Source organism: Steroidobacteraceae bacterium (genome assembly GCA_041395505.1).
Lineage (GTDB): Bacteria > Pseudomonadota > Gammaproteobacteria > Steroidobacterales > Steroidobacteraceae > JAWLAG01.
This window is the reverse complement of sequence record JAWLAG010000001.1, coordinates 908081-922214: the sequence shown is the minus strand read 5'-3', so window position 1 is coordinate 922214 and position 14134 is coordinate 908081. Positions and strand designations below refer to the sequence as shown.

Here is a 14134-nt window from a genome sequence, read left to right as displayed (position 1 = left end):
CAGGGACCACATGAGCCGGCGCTGGATCATAACGGGTGGGTCCCGCGGGGTTGGGTTGGCCACTGCGCGCCTGGCGCGCGAGCGCGGCGATCGCATCGCCGTACTCGCGCGCCAGATCGATGAGGCGAGACTACGCGAACAGCTTGGGCCGGACTCGCTTGCGATCGCCACGGATGTCACGGATGCCGAGCAGGTCGAGAACGCGCTGCAGCGTGTGACCGCGGCCTGGGGCGGCGTCGATGTCCTCGTCAACAATGCGGGCCTGCATCGCGGGCGAAAGCTGCAACGACTCGACTTGGGCGATTGGCACGCCGTACTCGAAACCAATCTTTCGGGCCCCATGCATTGCATCAAGGCGAGCCTTGCGCACATGGGCGAAGGTGCGTCCATCGTCAACATCGGCGCAGTGGTCGGGTTACGCGGCTTTGCCGGCGACAGCGCCTATGGCGCCTCCAAGGCCGGGCTGTCCGGGCTGACGCGGGTCCTGGCCGTGGAACTTGCGCCGCGACAGATCCGCGTCAATCTGGTTGTTCCCGGGCTGGTCATGACCGAAATGACCGCCAAGGTCGACGACAAGGCCCTGGACCAACTGGTGTCGCGGATTCCGCTGGGCCGGGTTGGCACTGAGCAGGAGATTGCCGAGGTCATCTGGTGGGTCGCTGGATCGACCTACATGACGGGCTCTATCATCGCGACCGACGGTGGCATGATGTCGACCCTCTGAGAGGATAGTCGACGGCTGTTCGCAAATGGACACTTCGGCTCTGTTATCCCGTTGGATGGCCGACCACGCCGATCTTGCAGATGCCCGGCTCGGCGAGCGACTGGGCGGCGGCAATTCGAATGTCACCCAGTTGATCCACCATCGCGACGGATTGGCCGTGCTGCGACGACCGCCAGAGAATGCCATCTCTGCCAGCGCCGCCGCCGGAGTACAGCGCGAATTCAGGATGCTCAGGGCGATCCATGGACACGCGCCGGTCCCCCGCCCCATTGCCTATTGCGATGACCTGCAAGTGCTCGGCTGTGCGTTCGCGGTCGTCGAACACATCGATGGCATGGCGATCAGCACCGAACTGCCACCGGCGTATGCAAGAAGCGCACGCACCCTGACGACCCTGGGCGAGGAGCTGATCGACGCGCTGGCCCGGGTGCATGGCATCGAATGGCAGGCACTTGGCACCGCGCCGCCCAATGCGCCAGAGGACTACGTTGCCAAGCAGGTCCGGCGTTGGCTCAAGGCGCGCGCTGCGGATTCGGTCCGCGCATTGCCACTGATAGACGAGCTCGGCCGCTGGCTGGAAGCGCATCTGCCGCCGCCGCCACCGGCGAGCATCATGCACGGCGATTACCACCTCGACAACACGCTGTTCCGACGCGATCGACCGCAACTCGCGGCGATAATCGACTGGGAACTGGCGAGCATAGGCAATCCCTATGCCGACCTTGCGCTCGCACTCGCATTCTGGGGAGAGCGTCAGGTAACGCCGCCGGGATTCGCATTCGTCCAGCACGTGACGCGCGAATTTCCGCAGTGCATCGATCGCGATGCACTGGCACTTCGCTGGTCGCGCCACACCGGGCTCGCGCTCGACGATTTCGAGTACTATCGGGTCTTTGCATTGTGGCGACTGGCTGCCATCGTCGAAGGCGCCTACGTGCTATATCGAACGGGCAAGGTCGCCGACGACTACTCGCGACGTCTTGAATATGACGTCCCCGCGTTGCTCGAAGAAGCTGCGCGCATTGCCGGACTGGGGACTGGCGCATGAAATCAACCATGATGGACCTGCCGTTGTCGACGCAGATGATCCTGCGCCACGGCATGCGGGTGCACGCCAACAGCCGTGTTGGCACTTTCGACGGTGCGGGCTTCCGGTTCAGCAGTTTCTCGCAGGTCGCGTCACGCGCAGTAAGGCTCGCCGCTGCGCTTCGCGCCCTGGGAATCGCGCGTGGCGAGCGGGTCGCAAGCTACTGCTGGAACCATCAAGCGCATCTCGAAGCCTATCTTGCCGTGCCGGCAATGGGAGCCGTCCTGCACACGCTCAACGTGCGTTTGTTGCCAGAGCAGATCGCCGCCATCATGGCCCACGCCGACGATCGCGCATTGATCATTGACGCATCGCTGTGGGGCCAACTGCGACCCGCGCTCGCAGCCTTACCTGGCCTGAAGCACGTCATCGTCGTCGGCGGGGACAGCGCGATCGGGAAAGATGAAGCAGAACGCAGCCGCTTCCACGTGCATGATTATGACCCGCTGATCGCAGGAGCGAGCGCGCAATTCGCATGGCCCGCGCTCGATGAACGCGACCCCGCGGTGGTCTGCTACACGAGTGGCACGACCGGCGATCCCAAGGGGGTCGTGTACAGCCACCGATCCATTTTTTTGCACACACTCGGGACGCTCGGGCACGATACCTTCGGCATCTGTCAGGCAGATCGAATCCTGTTGATGCCCTCGATGTTCCATGCCAATGCCTGGGGTCTGCCGTTCTCGGCATGGTTCGCGGGCAGCGATCTGCTCCTGCCCGCTGTGCACCTGAAACCGGAACACTTGCGGACCATGATCGGACTGGAACGTCCGACGTTTACGGCCGTCGTCCCTACGCTCATCAATGACCTGCTCCAGTCGGACCGCAGCGATCCGCTCGACATGAGCAGCTTTCGGGTCATCGTATCCGGCGGCTCGGCAGTATCGCCGGCGTTGATTGACGCCGTCCGCGAGCGTTGGGGCGTGCCGGTTCTGCAGGGCTGGGGCATGACCGAGACCAGCCCGATGTGCTGTTTGTCCATCCCGCCACGTGGCTGTGCGCCCGCGGCAGAAGGCGAATGGCGGGCAATGAGCGGCCGGCCTGTACCGGGCATGGAAGTACGCATCGTCGATGCCGCGGGCAAATTGCTCGCGAACGACGGTGTGGCCGTAGGTGAATTGCAGCTGCATGGTCCGTGGGTGACGGGTTCGTATCATCGGCAGGCAACACCGGAATCGTTCACCACGGATGGCTGGCTGCGCACCGGCGATGTGGGCAGCATCGATGCCGGGGGCTATGTGCGTATCACCGATCGCACCAAGGATGTGATCAAATCAGGCGGCGAATGGGTATCGTCCGTAGAACTCGAGAATGCCATCGCTCGCCATCCAGATGTGTTCGAAGTTGCCGTGATTGGCATTCCCGATCCGCGTTGGGAAGAGCGACCGCTAGCGCTCATCGTCAATCGTCCGGGTGTGTCGGCGAACCCGGCTGAACTTCGTGAGTTCGTGCGCCCGCATGTGGCGCGCTACGCGGTACCCGAATACTGGTCAACCGTTGCGGAGCTCCCGCGCACCAGTGTCGGCAAGATCGACAAGAAAGAGTTGCGGCGCAGATTCGCTGCCGGTGAGTTCGACGTGGCAACGATCTCAGGCCATTAGCGCCGATCTCGAGTCACCCGACTCCAGGTCGCGGCAAGCCACGTTTTCCGGGCATGTTCCGGGCGATACGGCAGGCACTGCTATCCCGGCAACGCGCCGCTTCTCGTCAGCGCGGCAATGTCCTGCGCGCTGTAGCCAAGTTCCTCGAGTATTGCGGTGCCATCCGCACCGGGTCGGCGCGGAACACGGGGTTCGTCGGGCTTGCTGCGGCTGAAGCGCGGCACGGGTGCATTCTGCATCGCGCCACCCACTTCGACGAAGACCGAACGGGCAATGTTGTGGGGATGGCGAGCCGCCTCCTCCATGCTGAGCACCGGCGTCACGCAGGCATCGGTGCCGGCAAACAATTGTTCGAGTTCATCGCGGGTGTAGCGACCGATGGCCTCGGCAAGTTTCACCTTCAAGGCGGGCCAGACGTCGTCGACCAGTTCATCATAGGGCGCACCCATGAAACCGACCCCGCCTGCGAACTCGACCGGATCGAGATTCAGTTTTCTGACCACAACTGCATGAAACTGCGGCTCGATCGCGCCGACGGCCAGCCATTTGCCATCGCGAGTTCGGTAGGTGTCATAGAAATGCGCAGCACCGCTCAGGAAATTGCCGCCCGTGGCATCGCGCCATAGCCCCTGTTGATGCAAACCCATCATGGCAGCCAGGAAAGATACCGAACTGTCGATCATCGCGGTGTCCACCACCTGACCGCGCCCCGAGCGCTCGCGCTCGTAAAGCGCCGCCAGGATGCCGAATGCAGCCATCAGGCCGCCGCCGCCATAGTCACCTACGACGTTGAGCGGCGCCACCGGCTTGCCGCTGCTGGTTCCAATCTGATGCAGCAGTCCGCTGAGAGCAATGTAGTTGATATCGTGACCAGCGGTTTTCGCCAATGGACCCGACTGGCCCCAGCCGGTGATGCGTGCATAAATGAGACGCGGGTTGCGCCCGCAGCACTCATCGGGTCCGACACCCAGCCGCTCGGCAACACCCGGCCGAAACCCTTCGAGCAATACGTCACTGCGATCAACCAGGCGCAGAAGCACTTGCACGGCTTCGCGGTTTTTCAGATCGAGCGTTATCGAGCGCCGGTTGCGCAGTGTCGGATCCGCGCTGCCGGAGTCGTCCTTGCCGGCGCGGCCGACCCGTGTGACCTCCGCCCCCAGGTCGCCGAGCAGCATGCCGGCATAGGGACCCGGACCGATGCCCGCCAGCTCCACGACCTTGAGGCCGCGCAGCGGACCCGCCCGTTGATCTACACGCGCAGCGCGCCGGGATTGGTCTGGATCGCCCACTGAGTGCTACGGCGGTGACAGCTCGAAAACGTAGAGTTCATTGCCGCCTTGAGGTTGATAGATATCGGGCGACTCGCGAGCCGTCATCAGTTTGAATACGCCCATGCCAGTCGGCACGGCGATGAATTGTTTCTCGCCAACCGAATAGGTGATTGGGTAGCCGTGCAGTGGTGCGCCGAGGCGCGTTTGCCAGAGGACCTCGCCGGTATCGACATCGAAGGCCTTGAAATAGCGATCGAGGTCGCCGACAAAACTCAATCCTCCCGCGGTATTAAGCACGCCGGTCAGGAACAATGCCCGCTGCGTGTGGCTCCATAGCGGCTTCAGACTGCGCACATCGATGGCTGTCAGGCGGCCGAGCAGGCCATCGGTTCCCGGCATGGGCATGACCGTCGACTGGCCACCATAGCCACCGCCGCCCTCGCGCATGTCCACGGCTTCGCCCGTGAATTCGGCACAGAGCTGGTGCAGCGGCACGACGAGTGCGCGCGTTGCCGGGTTGTAGGCACTCGCCTGCCAGTTATGGCCGCCGTAGAGGCTCGGGCAGACCGACACGGTCGTGCCGATGCGCGCTTCGAGGATATCCGCGCGATATTTCAATTTGCCGGTGCGCTTGTCGAGCGGCTCGAAGATGTTCTGCGGCAACATTTCGGCGAAATCCACGAACCTGCCGTTGCGGCGGTCGAGTTTCCAGAGGATGCCATCCTTGCCAACCGTCACGGCCAGCTTCCTCCCGTCGTCATCCACCAGCACGCGCTCGAAGCCGGTTTCCATATCGAGCGATTCGCCACCGACATGCTGGAAGTACCAGCGAATCTTGCCGGTATGCGGGTCGAGGGCCAGCGTCGAGTTGGTGTAGAGCGCCGCCGCCTTCGGCGTCATGCCGCGACTCGCCGCAACCCAGGGCTTGGCCTGGGAGGTTCCGAGGATCACCAGTTTCAGATCGGGGTCATAACTGCCTGTGATCCAGTTGTCGCCGCCACCGCGCAATGGCACCGGTACGCCGGCCCAGGACGCGTCGTTGGGATCACCGGGCAAGGCAATCGTCGAGGTGCGCCACAACTCCCGCCCGGTCTCGGGATCGTGGCCCGTGATGAAGCAGCCTTCCTTCTTGAAGCGCTCACAGCCATTGATGCCGCTGACCACGACACCATCGGCAATCAATGGTCCCGACGTGTGCGTGTAGCCCAATGTGTAATCGGCCTGTTGCGTTCGCCAGATGAGCCTGCCCGTACGCGCCTCGATCGCTATCAGCGCCGCGTCATAGGTCGCGACGATGAGGCGATCCTTGTAGATGGCGATATTTCGAGTCGGTCCGCCGAGCGTGCGTGACTCGGCGGGATGGGGATAGGCGTATTCCCAGATGAGCGAACCCGTTGCGGCGTCGATCGCCTGCACGACGTTCCCCGGATGGATCAGGAACATGATGCCATCGTGCACGAGCGGCGTGACCTGGTTGCTGCCCTCGCGCATGGTCATGGCCCAGGCGAGGCGCAATCGACCGACAGTATTGCGATTGACCTGCGAGAGTGGCGAGAACCCCTGCCCGTCCTGTGTGCGGCGCCAGCTGAGCCAATCGGCCGCCGGTGGATTGCGCAGCATGTCGTCAGTGACCGAAGTGAGCGGCCCGGTTTCCCGATTGGTCCATTGCCCGGCGCGGGCGGCGGCCTCCGCTATGCCGCGCGCGCCTTGCCATTTCTGGGATTCCTCGGCGTCCACTGCTTTGGCATCGCCGCCCGGTGGATGGATGCCATTGTGTTCGCGCAGATAACTCGCGAGGTCGGCGAATACCTGAGCGTCGACCGACGAGGGCATGGCCGACGCCATCGCCGTTCGTATATAGGTGGCGAGTTCGCTCGCACTCCTGGTACGCCAGTGAGTCCGAAACTGATCGCCATCGAGCGCAGGTCCATGGCCTGTCCCACGCAAGGTGACGTGGTGGCACTCGACGCAATAGTGTTCGAAGGCGACCTTTCCGGCGGTTGCCGGTGTGGACTGGCTCGCTGGCTCCGCGCCGAGCGTAATGCCCGAGGCCGCGACGGCCAGCAGCAGGAAGATGTTTAGACTATGCGCTACGGCCATTGGCAATGCCTCGGCATTGTGCCGGGACACTACCTTGTTAGCCGCAAGCAAGTCAAGGCTGCAACCGTGAACGGTACCGAAGCGAATCCGGCGTATTTCAAGTCAGCAGCACAGCTGCGCCGTTGGTTCCAAATCAACGCGCGCTCGCGGCGTTCATTGTGGGTCGGCTATTACAAGGTCGCTACGGGCAAGGACCATCTCAGCTGGCAGCAATCGGTCGACGAAGCATTGTGCTTCGGCTGGATCGACGGGATACGCAAGCGCGTGGATCAGGGCCGGTACAAGATACGCTTCAGCCCGCGCAATGCGGGCAGCACCTGGAGTCGGGCCAATACCGAGCGCGCGCTTGGACTTCTCAAGCAGGGGCGAATGACTGTCGCAGGCAGGACCGCATTCGCGGCTCGGCGCGAGAACCGCAGTGGCGTCTATTCCTACGAGACGCGACCGGCCGATCTGCCGGCGCCCTACAAAGCCGAATTGCGGCGCGACAGCGTCGCATTCGAATTCTTCACTTCGCAAGTCCCATCGTATCGGCGCGCAGCCATCTGGTGGGTCATCAGCGCCAAACGTGAGGCGACGCGCCAAGGTCGCTTGCAACAACTGATCCTGGACTCGCGACGGGGCCTGCGTATCAGGCAGTTCCTGGCGGCCAAGCCGCAACGCAAAACCCGGGCTTGATCGATTTCGAGGGTTCGAATCCTGAACCGTCGGCGCATGAAACTGGCGGAGAGAGAGGGATGGCTCGGGCGCTGCGCGCCCTCGTCCCTCGCTTACGCTCGGGACCGCCGTCGCGCTCGCGCGCTCCGGCGTCGCTCGCCTGCGCTGCCGCTTCGGCTCGCTCGAACCCGGGCTTGATCGATTTCGAGGGTTCGAATCCTGAACCGTCGGCGCATGAAACTGGCGGAGAGAGAGGGATGGCTCGGGCGCTGCGCGCCCTCGTCCCTCGCTTACGCTCGGGACCGCCGTCGCGCTCGCGCGCTCCGGCGTCGCTCGCCTGCGCTGCCGCTTCGGCTCGCTCGAACCCGGGCTTGATCGATTTCGAGGGTTCGAATCCTGAACCGTCGGCGCATGAAACTGGCGGAGAGAGAGGGATTCGAACCCTCGAAGGGCTTTTGACCCTTACACCCTTAGCAGGGGTGCGCCTTCGACCACTCGGCCATCTCTCCGGGCAGAGTAAATCCTGTCATTTCAGTCGCTTGGGGAAACGCGGCGTCCCGCCCGGCGCGCCGCGGGCTCATGATACTGGCGCGACTCTTTGGCGTAAAGCAACCAGCACAGGCCGCCACCGCCTGAGCGCATGCAAGGAGCTCGATTGTTCCGCGCGACCTAGAGCGCCCTAGACAAATGCGAATTCCGCGCGATCGGGTGATTTCTTGCCCGGAGTCCCCGGCTCATCGCTGTCGGTTTCGTCATCGGCAATGACATCGCCTACTTCGCGCTTGATGCGTTCGTAGATTTCTTCTCGGTGCACGGACACGTCCTTGGGAGCATTGATGCCGATGCGAACCTGATTTCCCTTGACCCCGAGTACGGTAACGGTGATTTCGCCGCCGATCATGACGGTCTCGCCCACTCTTCTAGTCAAAATGAGCATTGAGATGGCCTCATTCTGTTTCAACCTTGGCCTAGCGTGTGGCCACGCGCCATCCTGCGCGAGCCACGTTTCTGGCCATTACTTGCTTATCGTGTGCCGCTCACCTCCTTGAGGCCGTCCAGACCAAAAGCGGCGTGTAGTTCCTTGACCGCCAATTCTAATGTTTTTTCCGGCACAAGAGCTGCAATTTTTATCTCCGAAGTCGAAATCAGGCGAACTGGAACGTCGATATTTGACAGTGTCTCAAACATTTTTGCCGCCACACCGGCATGTGAGCGCATGCCGACACCGACAACTGCGATTTTTGCAACCCTGGCGTCGCCCTCCACGGCTGCTCCGGGGACACCCGATACAGCCGCCCGCACCAGCTCCAATGCGACGGCGTAATGCTCGCGATCCACCGTGAACGAGATTTCGGTTGTGGCGTTGCGAGCTTGCGTCAACGCAATCATGTCGATCTCGATGTGCGCAGCCGCAAACGGTTGCAGGACGCGATGAACGATATCCCGGGCGATGGGCAATCCCGTCACGGTCAACTGCGCTTCGTCGCGGTTGAAGGCAATACCTGAAACGAGTGGCGCTTCCATGTTGGCTTCCTCCCGGGAAATCAGTGTGCCGTCGCCGAACCCATGTGTCGACGCGACGCGTATCGGCATGTTGTATTTGGTTGCGAACTCGACCGACCTCGCGTGCAGGACGCGCGAGCCCTGGCCGGCAAGTTCCAGCATTTCCTCGAAACTCAGTTTCGGGATCAGGCGCGCGCCAGGTACCAGGCGCGGGTCGGTGGTGAATACGCCGTCGACGTCGGTCAGAATCTGGCACTCGGACGCCTCGAGGGCAACCGCCAGCGCGACGGCGGAGGTATCTGAACCACCGCGACCGATGGTAGTTACGTTGCCGGCGGTATCCACGCCCTGGAATCCCGCGACCACCGGCACGATGCCTTGCGCCATGGCACTTCGCAGACCCGTCGTCGCAACTGCCTCGATGCGTGCTCGCCCGTGCACGGCGCTCGTTTGAATCGGCAACTGCCAGCCACTGAACGACTTCGCCTCGACACCGAGCGCGTTGAGCGCCATGGCGAGGAGCGAGGTGGACACCTGCTCGCCCGTGGCGAGCAGTGCATCGAGCTCGCGTGGCATCGGCCGCTGTACGACCTGGCGCGCGAGATCGATCAGGCGATCGGTACTGTCCCCCATCGCGGACACCACGACCGCTACTTCGTGCCGGGCGGCGCAGGTGCGCGCTATGCGCTCGGCGACCTGGCGGATCAGCTGCGGGCTGCCGACGGATGTGCCACCGAATTTCTGGACCAGCCTGGACACGTATTGCGCGCGTTGGCGCCCGGCCGACTGCGTCAGGCGAGGCCGAGGCCGGCCGCGACGAAGTCACGAACTCCGGCCAACGCGCCCGGCAAAGCGGCCGCGTCCTTGCCTCCCGCCTGGGCGAAATCGGCGCGGCCGCCGCCGCGGCCACCGACCTGGCGCGCCACGTGATTGGCGACATCACCGGCGCGTATTCGTCCGGTCAGATCGTCAGTGACTCCGGCGACGATCGTCAGCCGATCGGCCGCCTGCACCGAGGCGAGCACGATGACCGCCGTGCCGAGGCGCGACTTGAGGCCATCGACGGCATTTCGAAGCGCCGCCGCATCGGCATCGTCGATGACCTTGGCGAGCAGGCGCGCCGGACCCACCTGCACCGCCGCGGCAGCGAGGTCCTGGCCCGCCCCGCTCGCCAGCTTGTCGCGCGCCGCACGCAACTCGCGCTCGAGCTGCTTCACACGTTCGAGTGTGTCCTGCACGCGCGATGTGAGTTCATCCCGCGTCGTGCGCAACTGGCTTGCCGCTGTGTTGAGCAGCGATTCGGAATGCGCGACATACTGCCAGGCGGCTTCGCCGGTCACGGCCTCGATGCGCCGCACACCTGCCGCGACCCCGCTCTCGCCCGTAATCTTGAACAAGCCGATGTCGCCGGCGCGTGCGACGTGCGTGCCGCCGCAGAGCTCGGTCGAGAACTCGCCGATGCGCAGAACCCTGACCCGGCTGTCGTATTTCTCGCCGAACAATGCCATGGCGCCGCCTGCGATCGCATCGTCGTAGGCCATCACTTCCGCCGTGGCGGCTGCATTGTCGCGGATCTGCCGGTTGACCAGCCGTTCGACCGCGTTCAGCTCGTCGTCAGTGAGCGGTTTGAAGTGAGAGAAATCGAAACGCAGACGTGCCGCCTCCACCAGCGAGCCCTTTTGCTCGACATGGGTACCGAGCACCTGGCGCAGCGCCGCGTGCAGCAAGTGGGTCGCGGAATGGTTGAGCACAGTCGCTTCGCGCTGATCGGCGGCAACCTCTGCACTGACGCGCTCGCCGACGGCGAGTCGTCCGGCGGCCAGCTCACCAATATGACTATGCGCGCGGCCACGCTTCTGCGTATCGTCGACGACGAAGCGCGAATCGCCGGCCATCAGCACGCCCCGATCGCCGACCTGTCCGCCTGATTCCGCGTAGAACGGCGTACGATCGAGTATGACCTCGGCCTTCTGCGGCGCAACGACCGCGGACACCGGCTTGCCGTCGACGAAAATCGCTGCCACCCGGGCCTCGCCGGCGACCGTTGCATAGCCTGTGAATTCGCTCGCAACGTCGGTCTGGGGCACAGCCTGCTGGTCGACCGCAAAACGCGAAGCGGCGCGGGCGCGATCTCGCTGCTCCTGCATGGCCGCGTCGAAGCCGGCCTGGTCGATGGCAAGGCCGCGCTCGCGGGCGATGTCAGCCGTGAGATCGACCGGGAATCCGAAGGTATCGTAGAGGCGAAAAACAGTCGCGCCATCGATCTCGCGACGCTCACCGAGCGAGGCGATCGCCCCCTCGAGCAGGGACATGCCGTTGGCGAGTGTCTCCGCGAAGCGCTGCTCCTCGAGCAGGATCCATTCGGAGACGCGCGATTGCGCCCGCGCGAGTTCCGGATAGGCACCGCTCATTTCCCTGGCGAGCGGCGCCACCAGCCGGTGAAAAAAAGGCTCGCGAATTCCGAGCTTGTAGCCATGACGGATGGCGCGTCGCATGATGCGGCGTAGGACATAACCGCGCCCTTCGTTCGCGGGCATGACACCGTCGACCATGAGGAAACTCGTGGCGCGAATGTGATCTGCGATCACGCGCAGTGAATTGTGACTGCGATCCGTCGTACCCGCGAGTTTCGCGGCCGCTTCGATCAAATTGCGGAACAGGTCGATGTCGTAGTTGTTGTGCACGCCCTGCATCACCGCGGCGAGGCGCTCGAGGCCTGCGCCGGTGTCGACGGACGGCCGCGGCAGCGGAGTGAGCTGGCCATCGCTCGAGCGGTCGAATTGCATGAACACGAGGTTCCAGATCTCGACATAGCGGTCGCCGTCCTCGTCCGGCGAACCCGGCGGACCACCGGGAATGTCGGGGCCGTGGTCATAGAAGATTTCGCTGCAGGGTCCGCAGGGGCCGGTATCACCCATGGCCCAGAAGTTCGACTTCTCGCCGAGGCGAGTGAATCGCGCGTCGTCGACCCCGATGTGATTCAGCCACAGGTCCGCGGCCTCGTCATCTTCCTCGAAAACCGTGACCCACAGCCTCGCCGGATCGAGCTTGAGGACCTCGGTGACAAATCCCCAGGCGTACTCGATGGCCTCGCGCTTGAAATAGTCGCCAAAGGAGAAATTGCCCAGCATCTCGAAAAAGGTGTGGTGCCGCGCCGTGTAGCCGACGTTCTCGAGATCGTTGTGTTTGCCGCCCGCGCGAACGCAGCGCTGGCTGGAGGCGGCGCGGCGGTAGCTGCGCTGCTCCTTGCCGAGAAACAGGTCCTTGAACTGCACCATGCCCGCATTGGTGAACAGCAGCGTCGGGTCGTTGCCCGGCACCAGGCTCGAGGACGGCACGACTTCATGGCCCCGGTCGCGGAAGAATTCGAGAAATGCGCGGCGCACGTCGGCAGCGCTCATCTTGGGCGGTGTTTTGACCGTCATCGTGTTGGAACCAGGCAGTCGCGGGTCAGGCTCGACCGATACAGTTGATTAGTCTAGCGAAACCGCCGCAAGCCTGCCCGGGCGAGCGCGTCAGTCCTCGGGCAAGTCGCGCGCGCCCAACACGGCGCGTATCTGGTTATTGGAAAATCCGCGTGCCGCCAGGTAGCGCGCCTGCCGACCTTTCTCGCGCCAGTCGTTCGGCAGTTGGGGGCCAAAACGCCGCTCGCGCAGCCTGGCGGCCTGCTCGGCAAAGTCACCGGCGCCGGCGCCGTCCAGGGCAGCATCGATGATGTCGGAGCTGACACCCGACTCCTGGAGGAGCTTGCGGATCTTGTTCGGACCCTGGGCACGGCGGGTCTGGTAGGCGACGAAGTTGGCCGCAAAGCGCGCATCGTCCAGCAAACCCCGCCCGCCGAGCTGCTCGAGCGCCTGCTGGATTGCAGCGGGGTGGTAGCCGCGCCGCCGCAGGCGCCGGCCCAGGTCTGCCATGGACAGGTCGCGCCTTGCGAGCATGGCCACGGCGGCGTGTTCCGCCGCGGCCGGGCTGTCAGCTTCGATTTGCCGGCGGCCTCGCCTCGTTGCCACGGGCGTTTGCACGACGGTGCGGGCCGATCAGGCGGTGTCCGCCGCAGCCGCTGCCTCGCGCGGTGCCTTGGCCGGCAGCAACTTGGCGCGCAGCTGCTGCTCGATGCCGTCGGCGATTTCCGGATGCTGCTTGAGGAACTCGCGCACGTTGTCCTTGCCCTGACCGATACGCTCACCGCCATAGCTGTACCAGGAGCCGGATTTTTCGATGTAGCCGTGAATGACGCCCATTTCGATGAGTTCGCCTTCACGGGAAATGCCGCTGCCGTACATGATTTCGAATTCGGCCTCGCGAAACGGCGGCGCGACCTTGTTCTTGACGACCTTGACACGCGTCATGTTGCCGACGACTTCGTCGCCGTTCTTGAGCGCGCCGATGCGGCGAATATCGAGGCGCACGGAGGAATAGAACTTGAGGGCATTGCCGCCGGTGGTGGTTTCCGGATTGCCGAACATGACGCCGATCTTCATGCGGATCTGGTTGATGAAGATGACGATGCAGTTGGAGCGCTTGATGTTGGCGGTGAGTTTGCGCAATGCCTGTGACATGAGACGTGCTTGCAGGCCGACGTGGGCATCGCCCATTTCGCCTTCGATCTCGGCCTTGGGCGTAAGAGCGGCCACGGAGTCGACGACCACCAGATCGACGGCGGCGGAGCGGACCAGCATGTCGGTGATTTCCAGGGCCTGCTCGCCCGTATCGGGCTGGGACACGAGCAGATCGTCGACATTGACACCGAGCTTCTGCGCATAGCTCGGATCGAGTGCATGCTCGGCATCGACGAAGGCAGCCGTGCCGCCGGCACGCTGCACCTGGGCCACGACCTGCAGGGTGAGTGTGGTCTTGCCCGAGGACTCCGGTCCGAAGATTTCGACGACCCGGCCACGTGGCAGGCCACCGATGCCGAGGGCGACATCGAGCGCGAGCGAACCGGTTGGCACGGAGTCGATGTCGTAAGCGGCCGAGGCATCACCCAGGCGCATGACGCTGCCCTTGCCGAACTGCTTTTCGATTTGCCCTAGCGCGGCGACCAGCGCCTTCTTGCGATTGTCCTGCATGTTGATGAATCCTCCGGGTGATGGCGGAGGAATTATTTCATATCTATGTGCCTGGCGAGCAGCGCATTGCTGCTTCGATGAACAAAAAATTCACATTGCACGCTCGTATACAGTGGGCCGCA

11 protein-coding genes and 1 tRNA gene are annotated in these 14134 nt (G+C 63.7%); 4 read left to right on the top strand and 8 right to left on the bottom strand.

Annotation, left to right across the window (positions count from 1 at the left end):
• The first annotated feature begins 10 nt into the window (after positions 1–10).
• Genes R3E77_04225 through R3E77_04215 form a run of 3 tightly spaced genes read left to right on the top strand, consistent with a single transcriptional unit; the run spans position 11 to position 3412 of the window.
• A complete protein-coding gene (locus tag R3E77_04225; protein ID MEZ5498622.1) occupies positions 11–724 on the top strand; it encodes an SDR family oxidoreductase in 714 nt (237 codons plus the stop codon).
• A gap of 55 nt (positions 725–779) precedes the next feature.
• Positions 780–1772: a phosphotransferase family protein gene (locus R3E77_04220; GenBank protein MEZ5498621.1), complete on the top strand. Its 993-nt coding sequence runs from the start codon at positions 780–782 to the stop codon at positions 1770–1772.
• On the top strand, positions 1769–3412 hold the full coding sequence (locus tag R3E77_04215) for a long-chain-fatty-acid--CoA ligase (GenBank protein ID MEZ5498620.1): 1644 nt from the start codon (positions 1769–1771) through the stop codon (positions 3410–3412). Before R3E77_04220 ends, R3E77_04215 begins: the two co-directional genes overlap by 4 nt.
• Before the next feature lie 80 nt (positions 3413–3492).
• Here R3E77_04215 and R3E77_04210 read toward each other — a convergent pair whose 3' ends face one another.
• Together R3E77_04210 and R3E77_04205 are read right to left on the bottom strand one after the other, a co-directional pair.
• Complete coding sequence (locus R3E77_04210; protein ID MEZ5498619.1) at positions 3493–4701, bottom strand: CaiB/BaiF CoA-transferase family protein; 1209 nt, start codon at positions 4699–4701, stop codon at positions 3493–3495.
• A gap of 6 nt (positions 4702–4707) precedes the next feature.
• Positions 4708–6783, bottom strand: a complete 2076-nt coding sequence (locus tag R3E77_04205) for a PQQ-binding-like beta-propeller repeat protein (GenBank protein ID MEZ5498618.1) — start codon at positions 6781–6783, stop codon at positions 4708–4710.
• A 66-nt stretch (positions 6784–6849) separates the two neighbouring features.
• Here R3E77_04205 and R3E77_04200 point away from each other — a divergent pair, with 66 nt between their 5' ends.
• On the top strand, positions 6850–7461 hold the full coding sequence (locus R3E77_04200; protein MEZ5498617.1) for a YdeI/OmpD-associated family protein: 612 nt from the start codon (positions 6850–6852) through the stop codon (positions 7459–7461).
• Positions 7462–7858: 397 nt separating this feature from the next.
• Here R3E77_04200 and R3E77_04195 read toward each other — a convergent pair.
• The 6 genes from R3E77_04195 to recA form a co-directional block, all read right to left on the bottom strand.
• A tRNA-Ser gene (locus tag R3E77_04195) sits at positions 7859–7949 on the bottom strand.
• Between the two features lie 170 nt (positions 7950–8119).
• Positions 8120–8377 carry a carbon storage regulator CsrA gene (gene csrA, locus R3E77_04190; GenBank protein MEZ5498616.1) on the bottom strand — a complete coding sequence of 86 codons (258 nt, stop codon included), beginning with the start codon at positions 8375–8377 and terminating at the stop codon, positions 8120–8122.
• Between the two features lie 86 nt (positions 8378–8463).
• The gene (locus R3E77_04185; GenBank protein MEZ5498615.1) at positions 8464–9702 is read right to left on the bottom strand and encodes an aspartate kinase; all 1239 of its coding nucleotides are present in this window, start codon (positions 9700–9702) and stop codon (positions 8464–8466) included.
• A 32-nt stretch (positions 9703–9734) separates the two neighbouring features.
• Positions 9735–12368, bottom strand: coding sequence for an alanine--tRNA ligase (alaS, locus tag R3E77_04180; GenBank protein MEZ5498614.1), 2634 nt, complete (start codon positions 12366–12368; stop codon positions 9735–9737).
• 90 nt (positions 12369–12458) lie between these two features.
• Positions 12459–12953 carry a regulatory protein RecX gene (locus tag R3E77_04175; protein ID MEZ5498613.1) on the bottom strand — a complete coding sequence of 165 codons (495 nt, stop codon included), beginning with the start codon at positions 12951–12953 and terminating at the stop codon, positions 12459–12461.
• Between the two features lie 27 nt (positions 12954–12980).
• Positions 12981–14012, bottom strand: a complete 1032-nt coding sequence (recA, locus tag R3E77_04170) for a recombinase RecA (protein MEZ5498612.1) — start codon at positions 14010–14012, stop codon at positions 12981–12983.
• Positions 14013–14134: the final 122 nt, after the last annotated feature.

Coding starts and splice junctions, on each gene's coding strand:
- R3E77_04225 (MEZ5498622.1), top strand. CDS start 11: ATGAGCCGGCGCTGGATCATAACGGGTGGGTCCCGCGGGGTTGGGTTG.
- R3E77_04220 (MEZ5498621.1), top strand. CDS start 780: ATGGCCGACCACGCCGATCTTGCAGATGCCCGGCTCGGCGAGCGACTG.
- R3E77_04215 (MEZ5498620.1), top strand. CDS start 1,769: ATGAAATCAACCATGATGGACCTGCCGTTGTCGACGCAGATGATCCTG.
- R3E77_04205 (MEZ5498618.1), bottom strand. CDS start 6,783: ATGGCCGTAGCGCATAGTCTAAACATCTTCCTGCTGCTGGCCGTCGCG.
- csrA (MEZ5498616.1), bottom strand. CDS start 8,377: ATGCTCATTTTGACTAGAAGAGTGGGCGAGACCGTCATGATCGGCGGC.
- alaS (MEZ5498614.1), bottom strand. CDS start 12,368: ATGACGGTCAAAACACCGCCCAAGATGAGCGCTGCCGACGTGCGCCGC.
- recA (MEZ5498612.1), bottom strand. CDS start 14,012: ATGCAGGACAATCGCAAGAAGGCGCTGGTCGCCGCGCTAGGGCAAATC.